We start from the raw sequence: 21,863 nt of genomic DNA, 5'->3' as shown, positions 1-21,863 counted from the left end.
CTCAAAAAAACGGTCGCGAAGTCAACTCCAATCCCAGCAAAACCATAAACACCAGAAAGCACTGGCGGAATCGCTTGGGGCTGATCATCGCCCGCACTTTCTGTCCCAACCACATGCCAATCAATGCTGGAACGATGGCCAGGGCAGATAACCCCAACTGATTCAACTGAAACGCCCCATACACCATCAGGCCAATCGCCAGTGCAATCGTGGATACGGTGAATGACAGGCCCAGCGCCTGGACCAATTCGTCCTTGTCCAAGTTCAGGGACTGCAAGTAAGGCACGGCCGGGATAGCGAACACGCCTGTGACGCCCGTCACAACACCGGTCAACATGCCAATCACCGGTGATAGCCAAGATTCAATTCGCGGCTCAACGGACAACGCCGGTGCAAACAACGAATACACCGAGTACACGACCAGCGCCACACCTAGCGAAAATGCCGACCACAGCGGGTCCACGCGCACCAACAGCGCCGCCGCCCCTACCGTTCCCACCATGACCGCCAGCATCATGGGCCACAAACGGCGTAGCAACGACGCCGTCGCGGGTCCCGCCAGCAATTGCCAGACGTTGGTCACAAATGACGGAATCACCAATATCGCTGCCGCTGTCGCGGGTGGGACCACCGAGCCCAGCAATCCCATCGCCACGGTGGGCAGGCCCATTCCAGTAACACCCTTCACCAATCCAGCGGCCAGAAACGTCAGGGTGAAAGATAAAAAGAAAATCGTGGATTCAGTCATGTCGCTATTGGAGTCTTTTTCATAGCTTGGCACAATGCGGTTTTCGGGTGTTTGCCTTCGGACCATCCGAAGGCTGAAAGGAAGCGCGTGACGCTATGCGGTTTGACCTGGCAGATCTACAACTATTTCTGTGCGTGGTGGATGCCGGCAGCATCACTCAGGGTGCCGCGCGTGCGAACTTGGCACTGGCTTCTGCCAGTGAACGGCTGCGCAATATCGAAACGGACGCCGGCGTCGCCTTGCTGACGCGGCACTCGCGCGGTGTCCTCACTACCGAAGCCGGAGAGGCCTTGGCACATCACGCCCGCTTGATCCTGCGCCAACAGGATTTGCTTAAGGTTGAACTCAAAGACTTTTCCACAGGCGCGCGCGGCACGCTACATCTGTACGCAAACACGGCAGCACTCACGGAGTTTCTGCCGCAGCGGCTCGCCCCCTGGTTAGCCAGCCGACCACAGTTGTATCTCGATCTAAAAGAACGCACCAGTACGGAGATCGTCAAAACCATTACGGCTGGCCTGGCACAAGCCGGCATCGTGTCCGATGCCGTCGACGCGAATGGCCTTGAGCTACAGCCCGTCGCAAAGGACCACCTCGTTTTAATCGTGCCGGCAGGACACCGTTTCGAACAGCACCGCACCCTCCGCTTGACTGACCTTCTGGGTGAGTCGTTTGTCGGCCTGGCGTACGGCAACGCATTACAGGATCACATCAATGAGCAGGCCAATGCCGTCGGTGGGACGCTGACATTACGCATACGCATGAAAACCTTCGAAGGGCTGTGCGAAATGGTGGCGCACGGCATCGGTGTGGGCATCGTGCCGCAAGGCATTGCCCACCGTTATCAACGCAAGCTGGGTTACCACACCTTGGCACTGGCCGAAGACTGGGCACGCCGGCAACTGTGTCTGTGCTTCCGAGAATGGAAAACACTGACACCACCTATGCAGAGCCTTCTGACGCATCTGGGCGGTCGGCATCAGACCTGACATCGACCGATAACCATGCATCAGAACAGTGCATGCCCGTGCGCTAGCCCCATTTTTTGCACCACATTGAAGAACAAGCCAGGGATGTACCGCCCCCGAGGCCCGACTTGGCCGGGGTAATCACCAGCCTTCCTGCGTTGGCACACTTGTTGCTTTATCTCTCCTGACGAACTCCGTTCGGCACGACAACTCATTCAAGTCCCAGGCAATGGCGCCTTTGACCCTCTCCGGTCATGGGCGCCTTTTTGTTTTTTTGGCTGTTGAAAGCCTCTTTCCCGATATAGGAACGCAACATATGTCCTACCTGGTCCCTTCAGAATTCGTCACCAAGATGGTCGACGCGGGCGAGTCGAAAATTTATATGGCCACGCGCGACGCGTTGATTCGCGCTTGCATGGCCGGAGCCATTCTGGCGATTGCCGCCGTGTTCGCGGTAACGATCAATGTGCAAACCGGATTGCCTATTCTGGGAGCCGCCCTGTTCCCCGTCGGTTTTTGCATTCTGTATTTGATGGGTTTTGACTTGCTGACCGGCGTATTCATGCTGACGCCCCTGGCTTGGTTAGACAAGCGACCCGGTGTCACACCCGGCGCCATTCTGAAGCACTGGGGCATCGTTTTTGTCGGCAACTTTATCGGTGCGCTTACCGTCGCCGTATTGATGGCCATTGTGTTCACGTATGGATTTTCTATCCCCGCCGGGAAGGTCGGAGAGGTGATTTCACATATCGGGGAAAGTCGTACGCTAGGCTACAAAGAATACGGCGCGGCGGGTATGTTGACGATTTTTATCCGCGCGGTGTTGTGCAATTGGATGGTGTCGCTGGGCGTTGTCGGTGCGATGATCTCCACCAGTGTCAGCGGCAAAGTCATTGCCATGTGGATGCCCATCATGCTGTTTTTTTACATGGGATTTGAACACTCCGTGGTCAACATGTTCTTGTTCCCGTCGGCACTGATCCTGGGTGGCAATTTCTCTGTGATGGACTATCTGATCTGGAATGAACTCCCCGTGGTACTGGGCAACCTGATCGGTGGTATCTCATTGACCGGACTGACGTTGTACACCACCCATATCAGGACTGCGCCCAAACGTCATTTTAACTAATCGCAGTACCGATTAACGTCCGCATCGTTATGCCGGCCCCACACATGGATCGCTTCGTATTCCAACCTGTCGTAAAGCAATTACGCGTCACGGCAGGACAGTATTCCGACCGGGGCCGTAAGCCCAGCAACCAGGACTTTCACGGCCTATGTATTCCAGGCAAGCCGTTGTTGGACACGAAAGGCATTGCCGTCGCCATCGCCGACGGCATCAGCAGCAGCGGCGTCAGCCACATCGCCAGCGAAACCGCTGTCGCGAGTTTTCTTGAAGACTATTACTGCACCCCCGAAACCTGGTCGGTTAAAAAATCGGCGCAACGCGTCTTGCACGCCGCCAACGGCTGGCTGCATGCACAGACACGCCAGAGTCAGCACCGTCACGATCAAGATCGCGGCTACGTCTGTGCAATGAGTGCCTTGGTGTTGAAATCCACCACGGCCCATCTTTTCCATATCGGTGATGCCCGTATTTTTCGACTGCGTGGTGAAACGCTAGAGCAACTCACCGAAGACCATCGTATCTGGCTCGCGCACGATAAAAGTTATCTCAGTCGAGCATTGGGCTTGTCTCGCCATGTAGAGATCGACTATCACACCCAGCGCCTCGAAATCGGGGATATCTTTATCTTGGCGACGGACGGCGTGTACGAACATCTTCACCCCGCAGCCATCGTCAATGCCATTGCCATGCATGCCGATGTGCTGGATCTCGCCGCACAGACATTGCGGGACATTGCCTACACCTGCGGCAGCACCGACAACCTGACCGTGCAAATCGTGCGAATCGATGAACTGCCGTCGGCTGATACGAGCGAAATCGCCCATCTAGCGGGGACATTGCCATGCCCGCCTCTGTTAACCGCCGGTACCGTGTTCGAAGGTTTCCGGATTATTGAACAGCGCCATGCCAGCAGCCGCAGTCATGTCTATCGCGCCGTTGATATCGGCACCGACGTTCACGTCGCGATCAAGATTCCGTCGTTAGATCTACGTCACGATCCCGTTTATCTGGAACGGCTATTGATGGAGGAATGGATAGCCAGGCGTATTGATAGTCGTCACGTGCTCAAAGCCTGGCCGCAAACGCGCACCCGCCTGAGTCTTTACACCGTTTGCGAATATCTCGAAGGCATCACGTTGACACAGTGGATGGATGAACACCCCGACCCGACGCTCGATCAAGTCATTCACATCATCGAGCAGATCGCAAAAGGTCTACAAGCATTTCATCGACAAGAAATGATCCATCAAGATCTACGTCCCGACAACATCTTGATCGACCCAGACGGAACAGCTCGAATTATTGATTTTGGTTCGACACGGGTTGCGGGCATCGCGGAAATAGCGATTGGTCATCCCATCCCACAAATACTTGGCACCGCGCAATATTCGGCTCCTGAATATTTCTTAGGCGAATCCGGCTCTACCGTCTCTGACATCTATGCTTTAGGGGTCATTACCTATCAGATGCTCACAGGTCGATTGCCCTACGGTACGCAAGTGGCAAAAGTCCGGACGCGTGCCGCCCAACGCCGTTTGCAATATGACTCCGTCTTGAATGATCAACGCGCAATTCCTGCCTGGGTCGATAGGGTATTGAGTCAAGCCGTACATCCCGATCCGCAAGCGCGTTATCAAGAACTGTCCGAATTCGTCTACGCATTGCAGCATCCTCATGCAAACACCGGGCGCGGGCACATATCTCTGTTAGAGCGCAACCCGCTCGCCTTCTGGAAAGGGTTGAGCGTGATACTGGTCGCCATCGTCATCATGCTATTGGCGTTTCGCTAGGCACGCCGATGCCATCAACAGCCTGAATTGTCCTGGGTCACGCTATCGGACTCCCTCTCCCGTTGCAATAATTCCCGCTTACGTTCCACGCCCCATCGGTACCCTGAAATATCCCCGTCTCGCCGAATAACACGATGACAAGGGATTGCAATCGCCAACTGATTGGCGCCGCAAGCCTGGGCTACCGCGCGTACCGCCTTGGGCGCCCCGATTCGTTGGGCAATCTCGGCGTAGCTGACGGTGGTCCCTGGGGCCAGATCACGCAACGCTTGCCAGACACGTTGTTGAAATGCCGTTCCACGCACATCCAAAGGCAGATTCAATCCCAGCGCCGGTGTTTCGACAAACCCGACCACTTGGGCAACCCACTGTTCAAAAATAGGGTCGTTTCCGCTCAACTGGGCATTAGGAAAGCGATCCTGCAGATCTCTTACCAACTGATCCGCATCATCACCCAACCAGATCGCACAAATCCCTCGTTCGCTACAAGCCACCAAAACCGATCCAAGTGAGCACTCACCCACCGCGAAACGTATAACCGTATTCGCGCCTCCCGCCTTATAGTCGCGTGGGCGCATTCCCAGCATATCCGCCGACGCCTCATAAAATCGGCTATTGGAATTGAACCCAGCTTCGTAGATGGCCTGCGTAACAGTGCAAGCGCCGCTCAGTTCCTGACGCAAACGCTTGGCCCGATGCGCACTGGCGTAGGCTTTCGGCGTCAATCCGGTTTCGGCCTTAAACAAGCGATGAAAATGAAAGGCGCTGACACCCGCTTGTTTAGCCAAGGCTTCCAGACTGGGGGGCGTCTGCGCACTTTCTATCCAGCGACAAGCCTGCGCAGCAAGCGCCGCGCGACGAGCAGCCGCCACGCTACGATCTGCACTGGCGCGCTGACTAGGTCGATAACCCGCCGCTTGCGCCGCTGCCGGGTTATCAAAAAATCTGACATTCTCACGGCGTGGCAAGCGTGCCGAACTGCTGGGACGACAGTAAATCCCGGTCGTGCATACAGCGTAGACAAAATGCTCGTCGGCAGTAGCATCTCTTTCTTGTACCGCTCGCCAGCGGGCTTCTTCAGTCGTGTACAAATGATCGCTGGACGGGTTTACGTCAGTCAGCACGGTTGACATGATAGTCACCAAAAAATCACCCTTTCGATGGAAATATCACGGTAAATCAGAATTCAAGCACAAGAACTCCATATCTTGCGCTTGAATTCTCTAACAAAAATTTTTCTGCCGAAATTAGTAGAAAGTAAGCATTCACACACTATCTGAAAATCCGTCATTCCCCGAAAACGCCCCTGTGGATAACCTCTAGAACGCGAGACTGTGCACAGCGTGTGGACGCAAATTGAACAAGTCCCCCTTTTAGCCTGTCCCTCAAAAGTTGTTCAACTTCGTTCGCCCAACTAAACACAACTGCTGCACAAGCAAAAACCTCTACAAGTCCATGAAATAAAATGTTTTTTTTGAGTTGATGCAGTTATCCACAGACACCCATTAATCATTAGTCTTTATATAAAGAAAAAGATAAGAGAAAACATAGATACTCTATCGCCGGCGGCAACCAGTGCGAAAATAAGCCATGCGTATACTCCTCATCGAAGACGAATCCGAACTGGCACGTTGGCTGTCGCGCAGCCTTGCGCGTCATGCCGGATTTGTGGTGGAATGGGCAGACGATGGACACATCGCCGAAAGACGGCTCGCTGTGGAGGAGTTCGACGCCGTTATTTTGGATCTGGGCCTGCCCGGCATGGATGGGCACAGTTTGCTGGCTAAAATTCGAGGTCGCGATGACCGAACACCGGTGTTGGTGCTGACGGCCCGCGACTCGTTGACCGAACGTGTCGGTACGTTGCATCAGGGTGCTGATGATTTTTTGCCCAAACCTTTTGTTCTCGAAGAACTCGAGGCCAGGCTTGTTGCCTTGATTCGCCGCAGTCGCGGACGCGAACATCCGCGACTGACACTGGGTGATTTGGTGCTGGATACTTCTGCACAGCGGTTTACCGTTCGCGGTCAACCGTTACAGCTATCTCCCCGTGAACAAGCTGTGCTTCGCGTACTTATCCAACGCAGCGGCGAACCGATCAATAAACAGCAAATTCTTGATCGCATCCAGACTGATGATTCCGATATCAACCTCGAGGCCATCGAGGTTCTTGTACATCGACTGCGTAAAAAACTCGCCAACACCGGTGTACAAGTCGTCACCTTGCGCGGCATAGGCTATTGCCTGGAGACGGTTCTTGAAGATTAGGCCGCTACGTTGGGCACAGCCTGCCCATCGGCGCACGCTGAAATCGCTGCTGTTGTGGTGGCTGATTCCCGCGCTGGTTTTCATCATGTTGATCGCTTTGTGGCTGTCGAATTATCAACTGCGCGAACAAGTCGATCGCGCCTACGATCGTGCTCTGGCGGGGGCACTGCGTTCCATCGACCACAACATATCCACAGCAAGCGGCGGACTCAGTCTCGAACAGCCCTACCTGATGCTGGAGTTTTTCGAGCTCACAGCCAATGGCAGCCTGTACTACCGCGTTGCGACAGAAGACGGTTTGGCGGAAATTGGCAATCAAGACCTGCCCTTGCCCAAGGCACCGCTGATTTCGGGTCAAGCTCAGTTTTTTAACGCCGAATATCAAGGGTTGGCGTTGCGTATTGCCGCGATGGCCCGGCCAATGGATCCTCCCCTGTACAACAACTACGGGGGACGCGTTGTCGTGCAGGTTGCCGAAGCGATCGATTCGCGCCAAAGTTTCCTCAACCAGGCATTGCTGCGCTCGGTCGAGCGAGACATCCTGGTCATTCTGATCGTGGTGCTGGTCGTGGTCTGGAGCGTTTTTCGGACGGTTCGTCCCCTGGAACGATTACGTCAGGATGTGGAGAAACGCTCGGCAGACGATTTAAGGCCCGTAGACGCACCAGATATTCCGGGTGAGGTCGCTCCCTTGGTTGATGCCGTAAATCGTCACATGAGCCGTTATACGGCCCAGGCGAGGCTACAAAGACAGTTCCTGGACGACGCTTCTCACCAGTTGCGCACGCCATTGTCCGTTTTGCGAACTCAGACCGCCTATGCGTTACGCGAATCGGATCCTGCAGAAATCCGCGCGGTCCTGCTGGCCATGCAGGACGGCCTAGATCGAGCCGTCCGCGCGACAAACCAGATGCTGGCACTGGCTCGCGCCAAGAACGCCTCGTTCGCAGAAGCCGGCCTGATGCCCGAGGACGTCGATCTGGTCGAGATAGCGGAAGGCGTCATCCGCACGCTGTTGCCGGCCGCCCGGGCACGTCACCTGGATCTGGGGTTGGAGGCGTCCCGCCCGGTTCGCATCCAGGGGATAGACTGGCTATTGCGCGAAGCCCTCAGCAATTTGGTCGACAACGCGATTCGCTATACCGCAGCCAATAGCGAGGTCACCGTTAGGGTGTATGCCGATGATCGCCATGCCAGGGTCACGGTCCAAGACCATGGGCCCGGCATGTCGGCCAGCGACATTTCTCAGGCCACCGTCCGGTTCCGCCGGGGGGCCGCCGGGAAAAACAAATCTGGCGCGGGCTTGGGTCTGGCCATCGTCGGCACGATCGTGGAACTTCATGGTGGCAAGATCGTTCTCGAAAACCGAGATCCTCTGCCCGGCTTGCGTGCAGCACTGGTGTTTACCGTGGATTCATTCCCGGATGCTGCAATGCGGCATGAAATTGCAGGAAATTGAAAGGTTCCGGAAAGGCATTATTGGGTACGGTTCTGATCCGTTGGCCATGATCCCGTTTTTATGGGAGTGGCCCGCCTACGACGACATCCAAAAAATGCGATTCACGGAGACCGCAAGATGCAACCCTTCCTAAAAGCCCGCCTTGCTGCGGTATTTGGCGCATGTGCCCTATCTTTGGGCATAACAACCGCCCATGCTGCTGACGAACCCCGTCGGCCCGAGTGCATTGCTCCCGCTCAACCGGGCGGCGGTTTTGATTTGACCTGCCGTCTAGCGGTCGAAGGCCTCAAACAGAGCGGCGCACTAAAGTCCCCCATGCGCATCGTCTACATGCCGGGTGGCATTGGCGCAGTGGCCTACAACAACATCGTTGCACAACACCCTGATGAGCCAGGCAAGGTCGTGGCGTTTTCGGGAGGTTCATTGCTGAACATTGCCCAAGGAAAATTCGGCAAATACAACGTCAATGACGTGCGCTGGTTGGCGGGGATTGGTACGGATTACGGTGTCGCCGTGGTCCGCAACGATTCGCCCTACCACGACCTGAAGAGCTTGATGGAGGCCTTCAAGCAGGATCCGACCAAGGTTGTGTTGGGCGCCGGCGGTACCGTGGGTAGCCAGGACTGGATGAAAGCCGCCCTCACGGCCAAGGCTGCGGATGTTGATTTCCGCAAAATGCGCTTTGTGGCCTTTGAAGGGGGTGGCGAAGCCGTCACGGCGCTGCGTGGCGGGCACATTCAGGCCTATATGGGTGATGCTGCCGAGGCTTTTACCATGCTCGAAGGGGGCGCGCCGATTCGTGTGTTGGCCGTGTTCAACGACGAACGTCTGCCAGGCAAGCTGAATTCCGTGCCGACCGCTAAAGAACAGGGCTATGACATCACCTGGCCCATCATCCGTGGCTTTTACGTAGGCCCCAAAGTCTCCGACGAAGACTATCAATTCTGGGTCGATGCATTTAACAAGACCATGGCCTCGCCGGAATACGCGAAGTTGCGCGACCAGCAAGGCCTGTTCCCGTTTAACAAAACGGGTCCCGAGCTTGATGCGTACGTGAAACAGCAGGTGCAAAAGTACCGAGAGCTGGCTGATAGTTTCGGCTTGATCAAAAAATAAAAACGTAGTGTTGGGGGGCGCCCGCTCGTGGCGCCCTGTTTTGCGTCATCTTTGCGCTTGACCAAGCGTGGATGAACGGTTGACGCACATCGATTTCAGGAATCGGGATCATGAATGATCGAACGCTGGGCATTTGTGCCCTAATTCTGGCTGCCTTCATGACATGGGCGGGCTGGGACATCGAAGCGCCTTTTGCCTATGAGCCTGTCGGGCCGCGCGCCTTCCCCATGTTGGTTGCCTTGATCATCGGCCTGTGCGGTTTGCGTCTGGCAATCAAGGGCGGCAATCCTATCGAAGGGAATTCGCTGGCGGCGAATTCGCGTATTGCATTGATGGTATTGGGGGCTGCAGGTTACGCATTCCTATTCCAGTGGTTGGGTTTCATTATTGCGACGGCGCTGATGACGGTTTATGTCGGTCGCCTGTTTGGCGGTGGATGGCTGAAATGCGTGGCGGGTGGCGTCATCATGGGCGTTTTCTTCTTTTTCTTGTTTGACAGACTGTTGGATGTTGTCTTGCCCACCGGTCTGCTGGGAGATCTGCTATGAGCGGCATCATGGATCATTTGTCCATTGGCTTTGGCGTTGCGTTCTCGCTGAACAATCTGTTGGTCGCCGCCATAGGCTCTTTTATTGGCACCATGGTGGGCGTGTTGCCCGGCCTGGGCCCGGTCAACGGCGTGGCAATGCTGATTCCGATTGCCTTTGCCATGAACTTGCCTCCGGAAACCGCGCTGATTCTGCTGGCCGCGGTATACGTCGGCGCAGAGTACGGTGGCCGTATTACGTCCATCTTGTTGAACGTGCCGGGTGAAGCCAGCGCGATCATGACGACGCTGGACGGTTATCCCTTGGCACGGCAGGGACTGGCTAACGTTGCGCTGTCCTTGTCGGCTTGTTCGGCGTTTATCGGCGCCATCGTGTCCGTGACCGGCATCATTTTGTTGGCACCCTTATTGGCGAAATGGGCATTGGCATTCGGGCCTGCCGAGTACTTTGTACTGATGGTTTTCGCATTTTGCTGCCTGACTAGCCTGTTGGGTAAAGAGCCTGTCAAAGGGGTGTTGGCAGCGATGATCGGTCTGGGCATTTCGGTGATCGGTGTGGACGCCAACTCGGGGGTGTATCGCTATACCTTCGAGTCCGTTCACCTGGCCGATGGCATCGATTTTGTCGTCGTCGTCATTGCGCTGTTTGCTGTCGCGGAAATGCTGGAAATGCTGGAGAAAGTCATAGCGGGCCAAAGCGTCGAAGTGACATCCAGTGGCCGCAAACTATTCAATCTGAAAGAGCTGGCCTTTACGTGGTGGAGTATTGTTCGCAGCTCATTGGTTGGCTTTGTCGTGGGGGTGTTACCGGGTGCCGGGGCCAGTGTTGCCGCGGCGGTGGCGTACTCGCAGGAAAAGCGCATCATCGAAGCGAAAGACCCCAATGCCAAATTCGGCAAAGGCGATATGCGGGGTCTGGTTGCGCCTGAATCTGCGGCCACGTCTTCCGCGATCGGGTCCTTTATTCCAATGTTGACGCTGGGTGTGCCGGGCTCAGGCACGACCGCAGTCATGATGGGCGCACTGACGCTCTACAACATTACACCGGGTCCGGTGTTGTTCGATACCAAGCCGGAGTTGGTGTGGGGGCTGATTGCTTCGCTGTTCATCGCCAACGTGATGTTGTTCGTCATGAACGTACCGTTAGTGCGGGTATTCTCCAAGGTCTTGTCTGTGCCGGGTTGGTTGATGGTGCCGGGTATTCTCGCCGTCAGTTACATCGGCGTTTATGCAATCAACGCGGGTACATTTGATCTGCTGTTGGTCGCCGGCATTGGCACGATCGGTTATTTCCTGCGCAAGTTTGGTGTACCTATGGCGCCCCTGGTGCTTGGTGTCGTGCTCGGCAATATGATGGAACAGAATCTGCGTCGCGCCTTGTCGATCACAAATGGCGAGATCTCCGTGCTGTTCGACAGCCCGGTATCGATCGGATTATGGGCAGCGGCAATTGCTGTGGTGGTGGTTCCGCAGATCGTGCGCAAATTACGCAAACGTCAAAAGTCGGAGCAAGTTACGGCTTAGTCGCACGACTTGCAGAAAATGGGGCGAAAGAAATGTTTCTTTCGGCCCATTTTTCTGGATAAACCAATAACGTGTAAACGGGTTTAAACGTCCGCTAAGCGTTCAATTGCTGCATCCAGGGTTGCGTCCTTCTTTGCGAAGCAAAACCGCGCCAGGCGATGATTAGAGGCCTCTGCATCGGGGTGCTGGTAAAAGGCAGAGATCGGTATCACCGTCACGCCGTGTCGCACAGTCAGATCCCGCGCAAAATCGGCCTCGGATTGTTTAGAGATTGCGCTGTAATCCGCCAACATAAAAAAGGTACCAGGACTGGGCAGCGGTTTGAATCGCGTGTTGGCCAAGCCTGCCGCCAACCGGTCGCGTTTGGCTTGATAAAACGCGGGCAACTCGGTATAGGGTTTGGGGTCCTGCATAAATTCGGCTAGCGCGAATTGCATGGGCGACGGTACGGTAAACACCATGAACTGATGCACTTTGCGCAGTTCGGCGCTTAATTGACGGGGTGCGCAGCAATAGCCAATCTTCCATCCCGTGGTGTGATACGTTTTCCCGAACGACGAAATCACGAAAGTATGTTCGGCCAACAACGGTCTCGTGGCCAGGCTGGCGTGCGGCTTACCGTCGAAGACAATATGTTCGTACACCTCGTCCGATAGCAGCAGGACGCCGGTTTCGCGGACAATACTTTCCAGGGCATCCAGATCGCTTGAATCCAGCACGGTGCCCGTAGGATTGTGCGGAAAGTTCAGCATGAGCAGCCGAGTCCGCGAGGTAATCGCGTCGCGTACGCGTTGCCAGTCGATGCGGTAGTAAGGATCCTCGGCGGTTGGTGCGCGCAGGGGGACGGGCACGGCAGTGCCTCCTGCCAAACGTATCGCGGGCAGGTATGAGTCATAGCAGGGCTCGATGACGACGACTTCGTCACCACTATTGACGGCTGCCAGTACGGTCGCCATCAAGGCTTCTGTTGCGCCGCTGGTGATCGTGATCTCGGTTTCCGGATCGTAGGTATGGCCGTAAAGCGCCTGGACTTTTTGAGCAATCGCCTGGCGCAACGGCGCGACGCCAGGCATGTACGGATATTGATTATGGCCGGCCGCCATGGCATCCGACACCAACTGACATAAGCGGGGGTCTGGATCAAAATCGGGGAATCCCTGCCCGAGATTGATGGCCTGATGCTCGATGGCCAGGCGGCTCATGACAGTAAAAATGGTGGTGCCCACATCGGGCAGCTTGGATCGGATCATGGCAATGACACAGTTTCAGTGGAGTAAAGGACCTGGTAAGTATCCCATTAACTCGACCGTCTGCACGCCAGATAGCCGGCTTTTATGACCGGTGTATTGCGCCGCCTGCAGCATGGGCAAAAAGCGACATAGGGGTAAACAACTATTTGTTTAACGCAATATGCGTGAGTATGCTGACTATCGCGGTTGATTCAAGCGTTGTACCGACCTTTCCAGTCGGCGTCCTTGATTCACTGGCAATTCGTTTTTACTACCAGGACGCTATACAAATGGTTCAGAAGGGCAAGGTTAAATGGTTCAATGCCGACAAAGGTTTCGGCTTTATTACCCCGGACACCGGCGGTACTGATGTATTCGCGCATTTCTCGGCTATTCAGGGCCGCGGTTACCGCAGCCTGAACGAAGGTCAGGAAGTGGAATTCGAAGTAAAGGATGGTCCGAAAGGGCCTCAAGCGGCCGAGATTCGCCCGCTTTAATTCGGGAAATCCCGCTTTCCCGTGAGCCAGGTTCGACCTGGCCTACAACGCCCCTTGGCCGCTTGGCTCCGGGGCGTTGTTGCATCTGCGCTCGGCGACCTGCGTTAGTGCAGATCACTCATGAAGGTCATTGGGGCCTAGTTATCCCGGGCTGTGGATAACATTGGGAGTAAGCGTGTGGACAAGGTGTGAATAAACAACCTACGTGAAAATCACGAGGCGTTGCCACATATTAAAAAAATCCTGGGTTTTGCACAGTGACGCTATATGAATGTCTCGATTCATAGTGTGTAGGCTATCAGGACAGAAATAACTGAGCATCCGCTAGCTGTTGATATTTTTCTTAGGTTTTTCAAGGCTTAAGCCGAGGTTCTTCTAGTTGGACGGTAAAACCTCGACAGATACGCAAGCTGGTCTATGGTTTTCTCGGTCCGATTCTTGGTTGCTTGATCAGAGTTGTTCACAAAGATATCCCCAGGCGATTTTGCACCCTTTTCTTCCAAATTCTGATCACTGAAAATCTTGGATTAGTTTGTGGATAGCTTTGTGATTCCCGCGGGATCGTGCGAGTTTTCTACGTAGAAAGTGTTGCCGTGACGTGTAGATAGGGGGTTGAACCCCAGTCTTATTATTTGACCCCACAACGATATTCACAGAAGCTGCAATTGACCACATATCGGTGTGGATAAGTGGTGATGGGTTGGTGCACGTGAAGCGCTAAATGTGGCACTCGGCGTTGAATACGAGTAGCGATGATTAAAAATACCTTGGTAGTTGTCTAGGGTATATAGATCGAACTCCTCGCTTCTTCCTACTCCATCGTATGTACCGAGCTATTCCCAGATAACAAACTGTCCGAGGATTTTTGGGATAAAGAAGAACATAGGAATTGGCATCCAACTGCGAGCTTTGGTCGTGGATCCTCCGTTACAGCTATGGTTTTCTTGGGGCCAGTAGACCAGACCTTCTTCGCAAATTTTCTAGAAGATATTGAAAATGGTCTTTGGTTAAGCGCGTTTTTCGCTTACGTTGTGAAAGCTCACGGAGTCACTGTCCCTTTGTGTTTCACGTGAAACGTGAGATCAATCCAGTACTTGAACATTGGGTTATGCCGCTGCCTACCGGTGGTGGACATTATCAATGCTCAGCCCTTCTCTTTCTGATAAACACTCCGTGAATCTAATTTTATTCGCTTCGTACTGTGAAAAATATGTGGGTGCTATGAGCTGGTTGTTCTATTAGCTACTGGTTTCGATATGTAGGTTTACCGATGTATGTCATGTCACGGGTAGCCGTTCCGTGCTTTAGCTTTGTGAAATGACATCTTCATGGAGTTTCCGCTATGTATGTTCCACGTGGAACATGTCTATTTCCTCCACTAGACACCTATCACCCCATTTTTGACTTGGTGCATCCAGCGCGAAGGCTTCCTACCATTCCAGTGGAAGAGAAGACTGTTCCACGTGAAACAATTTCATTTTGGATTCTTCTATGTGGTATTGGTGTTGAATAGCTCGGATTCATCTTCATAGGACTGACTTGGAAGAGCAGGCTGCAAATTGCGAATAGGCTTGGTGGCCCCATCATCGTGTTTGACTGAGTCGGCACCTCTGTTCCACGTGGTGCCGGAGAATAAGTCCACGGTGAAATAATCCTAGTTTGTCATAGACGCGATAGCATCACATGAAGCTGTAGATATGCGCGTATTTCTGAAAAATTGATCTATGTGCTTGTATCCGTATAGGGCCTGCCAGTGATCGATGCCTGCTGGTAATGTTCCACGTGGAACATCTTCCGACCTTCACGCCGCTGTTGATAGGCACGCCTATTCCTGTGGCTAGACTTCCATTGTTTCACGTGGAACAAGGGATCGTTCGAGAATAGCCGTGGCTACAGCACACGCACGGCGAAAAAATGCCCACCGTTGCAACTCCGTTGCATGTTTCACGTGAAACATCGGCGCTGGCACCTCTATAATGGAGTCTAACAAGCTCTTTCTCCCAGCCCTCATCATGAATTACCCGCGCGAATTTGACGTGATAGTCGTCGGAGGCGGTCATGCCGGCACCGAAGCTGCCCTCGCCGCAGCCCGCATTGGTGCTAAGACATTACTGTTGACCCACAACATCGAGACCTTAGGCCAGATGTCCTGCAACCCGTCAATCGGCGGGATAGGCAAGGGCCATTTGGTCAAAGAGATCGATGCCCTGGGCGGTGCCATGGCCATCGCCACGGACGAGGCTGGGATTCAGTTTCGTATCCTGAATAGTTCAAAGGGCCCTGCCGTCCGTGCTACCCGGGCACAGGCCGATCGTGTGCGCTATCGAAAAGCGATCCGGCATCGACTAGAAAATCAGGCCAACCTGTGGATTTTTCAGCAAGCCGTTGACGATCTTATGGTCGAAGGCGATCGCGTCATCGGTGCGGTAACCAAAATTGGATTGAAATTTCGTGCACGCACCGTCGTACTGACAGCCGGTACTTTCCTTAACGGGCTGATCCATGTTGGTTTGCAGAGCTATTCAGGTGGCCGTGCGGGAGACCCTCCCGCCACCTCGCTGGGGCAACGTCTAAAAGAGTTGAAGCTTCCACAGGGTCGACTGAAGACGGGCACGCCTCCTCGTATTGATGGACGCACGATTGATTACAGCGCCCTGGAAGAGCAACCCGGTGATCTGGATCCAGTGCCAGTGTTTTCTTTCATGGGGAACACGGCGATGCATCCCCGACAGTTGCCTTGCTGGATTACGCATACCAACGCCCGCACGCATGACATCATCCGTGCGGGATTGGACCGCTCGCCGATGTATAGCGGCGTCATTGAAGGAGTCGGGCCACGTTACTGCCCGTCCATCGAAGACAAGATCCATCGTTTTGCAGACAAGACGTCGCATCAGGTGTTCCTGGAACCCGAAGGGTTGGATACCCACGAGGTCTATCCCAATGGCGTGTCCACCAGCCTGCCGTTTGATGTGCAATGGGATCTGATCCACTCGCTGCCGGGTCTGGAGAACGCACACATCTTGCGACCAGGCTATGCTATCGAATATGACTATTTCGATCCTCGCGGTCTCAAATCGACGCTTGAAACGAAGGCAATTGCGGGTTTGTACTTTGCGGGTCAGATCAACGGTACGACTGGTTACGAAGAGGCGGCCGCTCAAGGATTGCTGGCGGGTGCAAATGCGGCATTGCGAGCGTTGGATCGAGAGGTCTGGACTCCTCGTCGCGATGAAGCCTATTTGGGTGTATTGGTCGATGATCTGGTCACGCGCGGCGTGACAGAACCCTATCGCATGTTTACCTCACGTGCCGAATATCGGCTCAGTTTGCGTGAAGACAATGCCGATCTACGCCTGACCGAAACAGGACGCAAATTAGGCTTGGTCGACGATGCGCGCTGGGACGCCTTTAGCCGCAAACGTGATGCCGTGGCGAAAGAGATTGAACGCCTGAAATCGACGTGGGTAAATCCCAGAAGTTTTCCTGCTGAAGTGGCCGAGCCATTACTGGGCAAAGCAATTGAACGTGAGTACTCACTATCAGATTTGCTGAAACGCCCCGGTGTTTCTTACGCCACGCTCATGGCGGCTCACAACGTCGATGGCACCTTGCTGGCGGGTCCAGGGGTTTCGGATGAGGATGTTCTGGCCGAGCAAGTCGAAATACAGGTCAAATACGCGGGTTATATCGCGCGGCAACAAGACGAAGTGCAAAAGCATCTCTCGCACGAACAACAGCATATCCCCTTAGACATCGACTATGATGCGGTCAGCAGCCTGTCTTTCGAGGTTCGCCAAAAGCTCAAAACGCACCGCCCTGAAACGATCGGACAGGCAGCGCGCATTTCTGGCGTTACCCCGGCCGCGATTTCGCTATTGCTCATACACCTCAAGCGCCTGCATTACGGCACGCGCCAACAAGCCGCATGAGCACCGTGTCTGACGCCGGTCTGGCACAGCAGCTGGAACAAGCCTGCGATACCTTGGGCTTGTCCGTTACGAGTGTACAAATCAATCTGTTGCTAGCGTATCTGGCGCAAATGCAACGGTGGAACCGTACCTACAACCTGACGGCAATCCGCGACCCCGAGCAAATGCTGGTGCAGCATCTGTTTGATAGCCTGAGCGTGGTGAATCCGCTTGTGCGCAAGTTCGATAGCGCTGTCACCGCCAAACTATATGACATCGGTTCGGGTGGCGGTTTGCCAGGCGTGGTGCTGGCTATCATGCGGCCTGCCTGGCAAGTCAGTTGTGTGGATGCGGTCGAGAAGAAAATGGCTTTCGTACGCCAGATGTCAGGGGTGCTGTCCCTACCCAATTTATCTGCGAAGCATGCGCGGGTCGAAGACCTGACGCCGGCAGATTGCGACATCGTCATCTCGCGTGCATTTGCCTCGCTTAATGATTTTGCATCGTTGGCCGGTCATCATGTATCCAACGATGGTACCCTCGTCGCCATGAAGGGAAAGCTTCCTGAAGACGAGATTCAAGTCTTGCATCAACAGGGCGCGTGGCAGGTTGAAAATGTCCAGCCTCTGCAGGTGCCGCAATTGGATGCGCAACGTTGCCTGGTCTGGATGCGTCGCAGTCAAGGAACTCTATGAACAAACCATCGTCCGACGCGCGTTCCACCCGCGTGTTTTGCATTGCGAACCAGAAAGGCGGTGTCGGCAAAACGACGACCACCATCAATCTGGCTGCAGGCCTGGCCACGCTAGGCAAGCGCGTATTGTTGATAGACCTCGATCCACAAGGCAATGCCACCATGGGTAGCGGCGTTGACAAGAGTACGCTGCAATCCACGCTATACGACGTGCTGATTGGCGATACCACGATCGAACAGGCCCGCGTACCTTCCGAGGCCGGTGGTTATGACGTACTGCCAGCCAACCGTGAGCTCTCCGGCGCCGAAATCGACCTGGTCAACATGCAAGAGCGCGAACGGCAACTGAAGTCCGCGATCCAAGCTGTCGCGACGCAATATGATTTTGTCCTGATCGACTGCCCACCGACGTTATCGTTGTTGACGCTCAATGGTCTGGCGGCCGCGCATGGCGTCATCATTCCGATGCAGTGCGAATACTTTGCCCTCGAAGGGTTGTCTGATCTCGTCAACACCATCAAGCGCGTGCATCGCAATATCAACGCGGATCTGCGCGAGATCGGCCTGTTGCGCGTGATGTTCGACCCGCGCATCACGCTACAGCAGCAGGTTTCGGCGCAGCTGGAATCGCACTTTGGCGAAAAAGTCTTCAAGACCGTCGTCCCGCGCAACGTCCGCCTTGCCGAGGCGCCTAGCTATGGCTTGCCTGGCGTGGTGTACGACAAGGGATCGCGTGGCGCCCAAGCTTATATTTCTTTCAGCGCCGAAGTCGTCAAGCGCGTCGAAGCCATGGACTGATTTTTTCATGACCATTCATATCGTCTTGCTGGGGTTATCCACACGTTCACGACATAGATGATCGGGCGTATCGTTCCCATTTGCGTTCCAAGCGTATTCCTTGGATTCTCGCCATCTATGCCACTCACAAGATATCCACAGCACGCATAGCAAGTTGTAAAAAGGATTTGCCACATGGCCACCAAAAAACCCAAAGGTCTGGGTCGTGGGCTGGATGCCCTGCTCGGTGCAGATGGGCCCGCGATCGATACCATCGGTAAACCCACTGCAGCCGCCGAAGCACCAGAAGGTCCGCCATCGATATTGCCCGTAGGTAAGATGCGCGCGGGCAAGTACCAGCCACGTACACGCATGGACGAGGGCGCCTTGAACGAGCTGGCGGAGTCCATTCGTACGCAAGGCATCATGCAGCCCATCCTGGTGCGCGCACTCAATGATGAGCCCGGGCATTACGAGATCATTGCCGGCGAGCGTCGATACCGTGCGGCCCAGTTGGCTGGGCTGAAAGAGGTTCCGGTACTGGTTCGAGAAGTCGCGGATGAAAATGCGGCTGTCATGGCGCTGATCGAGAACATCCAGCGCGAAGACCTCAACCCGCTCGAAGAAGCGCACGGTGTGCGCCGTCTGCTTGATGATTTTGGCCTGACTCACGAACAGGCCGCGACGGCGATTGGTCGTTCACGTTCGGCGACCAGCAACCTGCTGCGTTTGTTGAATCTCGCGGCGCCGGTACAGACCATGCTGCTCGCGGGCGACGTCGACATGGGCCACGCTCGCGCGTTGTTGGCGGTCGAGGCCGCTATGCAGATTCAACTGGCTAACGTGATCATTGCCAAGCGTTTGTCCGTGCGTGAAGCCGAGAAGCTGGTTACCAAAGCCGTCAAAGACAGAGATAGCGAATCGATGATTCGCAAAAAAAGCAACGGTGCTTCGCGAGACGTGACGCGTCTGGAAGAAGCCTTGTCGGATCAGTTGGGCACGCGTGTGGCCTTGAAAGTCGGCACGAAAGAAAAGGGGCAGATCGTGATCGATTTTCACGGTTGGGAACACCTGAACTCACTACTGGAGCGCCAGGGGCTCTCGGGAGTGCTGGATGCCTGAACGGCGCTTGCCGACGATTGTTGTCCTGGCGACGGGCGGCACCATCGCGGGCGCCCAAGCTGAGGCTGCCACGCACGCGTACCGTGCCGGCGCACTGGATGTTGGCCAATTGTTGGCTGCCGCACCCGCTCTGGCGCAATTGGCGCACATTCAAGCAGAGCAAGTGACCAGTGTGGGTAGCCAGAATATGACCCACGCCGTATGGGCCGACCTGGCCCGGCGCGTGGAGGCGCTGAGCCGGAATCCCTCCGTAGACGGTATCGTGGTGACCCACGGCACCGATACGCTCGAGGAAACCGCGTACTTTCTCAGTTTGGTGATTCGGCATGACAAGCCGCTCGTGCTGGTGGGTGCGATGCGTCCCGCCACCGCGCCGGGTGCCGACGGGCCGGCGAACTTGTTCCACGCCGTTGCCTTGGCGGGCCGCGCCGAAGCGGCCGGACGCGGACCGCTGGTCGTCATGAACGAAGACGTCCACTACGCGCGCGAAGTCCAAAAGGTTGCTTGCGCTGGGGTCAATGCCTTTGCCTCGCCCAATCGGGGTAGGGCGGCAGTCATGCGTGGGCCGGCCGTTCATTTTTTTTCTCGCAACGACAGCGTGCATAGTACGGCCAGCGAATTCTCGCTCGAAATGCTCGACAAGGCCGGTTGGCCGCGTGTAGAGGTGATTCATGCGGGCGTCGATCTGGGCAGCGATCTGATCGATTTTCTGGCGACGCGTGTGCAGGGGATCGTTTTGGCGGGGGTCGGCGACGGCAATGCCACGGATGTGGCGATGCAAGCCCTGGCACGTGCAATGGCCAACGGGGTGGCGGTGGTGAGATCCAGCCGGACTGGCAGTGGGCACGTTGGCCGCAATGTCGAAGTCGACGACGACGCGGCGGGATTCATCGCCGCGGGTGAGCTGAGTCCCCAAAAGGCCCGTATCTTGCTGATGCTGGGCCTGTCGAAGACGCAAAATTCCACTCAGCTACAAGATTTTTTCGATCGCTATTAAAAAAAATGCCAAATCCTTAAAAAACCCAGTCACTGGATTTGACTTTCATTTTAAAAGTGTCCATAATTTCAAGTTCTCCGGAGGGGTGCCCGAGTGGTTAAAGGGGGCAGACTGTAAATCTGTTGACCTTGCGTCTACGTTGGTTCGAATCCAACCTCCTCCACCAGAGACCCATATTCTGAATCCAGGCAGTCTGCCTGGATTCTTGATGTAAAGCCCTGTTGTTTGCGACTGATCGTACGACAGCCTGGGTGTAGCAAATGTGGGACGAGTGGTGAAAGGTGGCCCGCGGGTGTAGCTCAATGGTAGAGCAGAAGCCTTCCAAGCTTACGACGAGGGTTCGATTCCCTTCACCCGCTCCAAGATTGCCCATGTGGCTCAGTGGTAGAGCACTCCCTTGGTAAGGGAGAGGTCACGCGTTCGATCCGCGTCATGGGCACCACAAATTTTTTTGTTCTCTTCTAGTCAGAAGCTTCAATCCAGGTCAGGAGTCAGCCATGGCAAAAGGCAAGTTTGAACGTACCAAGCCGCACGTGAACGTGGGTACGATTGGTCACGTTGACCACGGCAAAACGACGTTGACGGCAGCGATCACGACGGTGTTGTCGGCGCAGTTTGGTGGGGAAGCCCGCGGCTACGACCAGATCGACGCGGCGCCAGAAGAGAAGGCGCGTGGTATTACGATTAACACGTCGCACGTGGAATACGAGACGGCAGCGCGGCACTATGCGCACGTTGACTGCCCGGGTCACGCGGACTACGTCAAGAACATGATTACGGGTGCAGCGCAGATGGACGGCGCGATCCTGGTGGTGTCGGCCGCAGACGGTCCGATGCCGCAAACGCGCGAGCACATTCTGCTGAGCCGCCAGGTTGGCGTGCCGTACATCATCGTGTTCCTGAACAAGGCGGACATGGTTGATGACGCCGAGCTGCTCGAGCTGGTGGAAATGGAAGTTCGCGAGTTGCTGTCGAAGTACGACTTTCCGGGCGACGATACGCCGATCGTGAAGGGTTCGGCCAAGCTGGCGCTCGAAGGCGACAAGGGCGAGTTGGGCGAGCAAGCGATTCTGGCGTTGGCCGAAGC

At 55.2% G+C, this 21,863-nt stretch carries 18 protein-coding genes and 3 tRNA genes; 18 read left to right on the top strand and 3 right to left on the bottom strand.

Annotated features, from left to right (window positions below; genetic code table 11):
• Position 1: 1 nt before the first annotated feature.
• A complete protein-coding gene (locus ACNAZS_RS16895) occupies positions 2-748 on the bottom strand; it encodes a sulfite exporter TauE/SafE family protein (RefSeq protein ID WP_415791360.1) in 747 nt (248 codons plus the stop codon).
• 95 nt (positions 749-843) lie between these two features.
• Here ACNAZS_RS16895 and ACNAZS_RS16890 point away from each other — a divergent pair, with 95 nt between their 5' ends.
• From ACNAZS_RS16890 to ACNAZS_RS16880, 3 genes are all read left to right on the top strand, one after another.
• Positions 844-1,737 (top strand): LysR family transcriptional regulator, encoded by an 894-nt coding sequence (locus tag ACNAZS_RS16890; RefSeq protein ID WP_415791358.1) that lies wholly within the window; start codon positions 844-846, stop codon positions 1,735-1,737.
• 295 nt (positions 1,738-2,032) lie between these two features.
• Complete coding sequence (locus ACNAZS_RS16885; RefSeq protein WP_415791356.1) at positions 2,033-2,845, top strand: formate/nitrite transporter family protein; 813 nt, start codon at positions 2,033-2,035, stop codon at positions 2,843-2,845.
• A 44-nt stretch (positions 2,846-2,889) separates the two neighbouring features.
• Complete coding sequence (locus ACNAZS_RS16880; protein ID WP_415791354.1) at positions 2,890-4,635, top strand: protein kinase domain-containing protein; 1,746 nt, start codon at positions 2,890-2,892, stop codon at positions 4,633-4,635.
• Positions 4,636-4,649: 14 nt separating this feature from the next.
• Here the strand turns inward: ACNAZS_RS16880 and ada are convergent, their stop codons facing one another.
• Positions 4,650-5,768 (bottom strand): bifunctional DNA-binding transcriptional regulator/O6-methylguanine-DNA methyltransferase Ada, encoded by a 1,119-nt coding sequence (ada, locus tag ACNAZS_RS16875; protein ID WP_415791352.1) that lies wholly within the window; start codon positions 5,766-5,768, stop codon positions 4,650-4,652.
• A 457-nt stretch (positions 5,769-6,225) separates the two neighbouring features.
• Here ada and ACNAZS_RS16870 point away from each other — a divergent pair, with 457 nt between their 5' ends.
• The 5 genes from ACNAZS_RS16870 (at position 6,226) to ACNAZS_RS16850 (ending at position 11,549) form a co-directional block, all read left to right on the top strand.
• Positions 6,226-6,903, top strand: a complete 678-nt coding sequence (locus ACNAZS_RS16870; protein ID WP_415791350.1) for a response regulator — start codon at positions 6,226-6,228, stop codon at positions 6,901-6,903.
• Between the two features lie 46 nt (positions 6,904-6,949).
• Positions 6,950-8,362, top strand: coding sequence for a sensor histidine kinase (locus tag ACNAZS_RS16865; protein ID WP_415791466.1), 1,413 nt, complete (start codon positions 6,950-6,952; stop codon positions 8,360-8,362).
• Positions 8,363-8,479: 117 nt separating this feature from the next.
• Positions 8,480-9,478 (top strand): Bug family tripartite tricarboxylate transporter substrate binding protein, encoded by a 999-nt coding sequence (locus tag ACNAZS_RS16860; protein ID WP_415791348.1) that lies wholly within the window; start codon positions 8,480-8,482, stop codon positions 9,476-9,478.
• 110 nt (positions 9,479-9,588) lie between these two features.
• Positions 9,589-10,026, top strand: coding sequence for a tripartite tricarboxylate transporter TctB family protein (locus tag ACNAZS_RS16855; protein ID WP_415791346.1), 438 nt, complete (start codon positions 9,589-9,591; stop codon positions 10,024-10,026).
• Positions 10,023-11,549, top strand: a complete 1,527-nt coding sequence (locus tag ACNAZS_RS16850; protein WP_415791344.1) for a tripartite tricarboxylate transporter permease — start codon at positions 10,023-10,025, stop codon at positions 11,547-11,549. Before ACNAZS_RS16855 ends, ACNAZS_RS16850 begins: the two co-directional genes overlap by 4 nt.
• 83 nt (positions 11,550-11,632) lie before the next feature.
• Here the strand turns inward: ACNAZS_RS16850 and ACNAZS_RS16845 are convergent, their stop codons facing one another.
• Complete coding sequence (locus tag ACNAZS_RS16845) at positions 11,633-12,799, bottom strand: pyridoxal phosphate-dependent aminotransferase (protein ID WP_415791342.1); 1,167 nt, start codon at positions 12,797-12,799, stop codon at positions 11,633-11,635.
• Between the two features lie 269 nt (positions 12,800-13,068).
• Here ACNAZS_RS16845 and ACNAZS_RS16840 point away from each other — a divergent pair, with 269 nt between their 5' ends.
• The 10 genes from ACNAZS_RS16840 to ACNAZS_RS16795 form a co-directional block, all read left to right on the top strand.
• On the top strand, positions 13,069-13,275 hold the full coding sequence (locus ACNAZS_RS16840) for a cold-shock protein (protein WP_415791464.1): 207 nt from the start codon (positions 13,069-13,071) through the stop codon (positions 13,273-13,275).
• Between the two features lie 2,012 nt (positions 13,276-15,287).
• Positions 15,288-17,207: a tRNA uridine-5-carboxymethylaminomethyl(34) synthesis enzyme MnmG gene (mnmG, locus tag ACNAZS_RS16835; RefSeq protein ID WP_415791340.1), complete on the top strand. Its 1,920-nt coding sequence runs from the start codon at positions 15,288-15,290 to the stop codon at positions 17,205-17,207.
• A complete protein-coding gene (gene rsmG, locus ACNAZS_RS16830; protein WP_415791338.1) occupies positions 17,204-17,881 on the top strand; it encodes a 16S rRNA (guanine(527)-N(7))-methyltransferase RsmG in 678 nt (225 codons plus the stop codon). Before mnmG ends, rsmG begins: the two co-directional genes overlap by 4 nt.
• A complete protein-coding gene (locus tag ACNAZS_RS16825) occupies positions 17,878-18,678 on the top strand; it encodes a ParA family protein (RefSeq protein ID WP_415791336.1) in 801 nt (266 codons plus the stop codon). Before rsmG ends, ACNAZS_RS16825 begins: the two co-directional genes overlap by 4 nt.
• A gap of 174 nt (positions 18,679-18,852) precedes the next feature.
• On the top strand, positions 18,853-19,779 hold the full coding sequence (locus tag ACNAZS_RS16820; RefSeq protein ID WP_415791334.1) for a ParB/RepB/Spo0J family partition protein: 927 nt from the start codon (positions 18,853-18,855) through the stop codon (positions 19,777-19,779).
• Positions 19,772-20,776, top strand: a complete 1,005-nt coding sequence (locus tag ACNAZS_RS16815; RefSeq protein WP_415791332.1) for an asparaginase — start codon at positions 19,772-19,774, stop codon at positions 20,774-20,776. The genes ACNAZS_RS16820 and ACNAZS_RS16815 overlap by 8 nt, the downstream gene beginning before the upstream one ends.
• Before the next feature lie 79 nt (positions 20,777-20,855).
• A tRNA-Tyr gene (locus ACNAZS_RS16810) sits at positions 20,856-20,942 on the top strand.
• 122 nt (positions 20,943-21,064) lie between these two features.
• Positions 21,065-21,138 (top strand) — tRNA-Gly (locus tag ACNAZS_RS16805).
• Between the two features lie 5 nt (positions 21,139-21,143).
• Positions 21,144-21,218: transfer RNA gene (locus ACNAZS_RS16800), tRNA-Thr, on the top strand.
• Between the two features lie 55 nt (positions 21,219-21,273).
• Positions 21,274-21,863 (top strand): GTP-binding protein (locus ACNAZS_RS16795; protein ID WP_415791330.1); only part of this gene is annotated, 590 nt, incomplete at its 3' end.

This window comes from Bordetella tumulicola (assembly GCF_965138755.1).
GTDB lineage: Bacteria > Pseudomonadota > Gammaproteobacteria > Burkholderiales > Burkholderiaceae_B > Bordetella_A > Bordetella_A tumulicola.
Note: the sequence above shows the minus strand (reverse complement) of the source record. Positions and strands in the feature narration are given on the sequence as shown.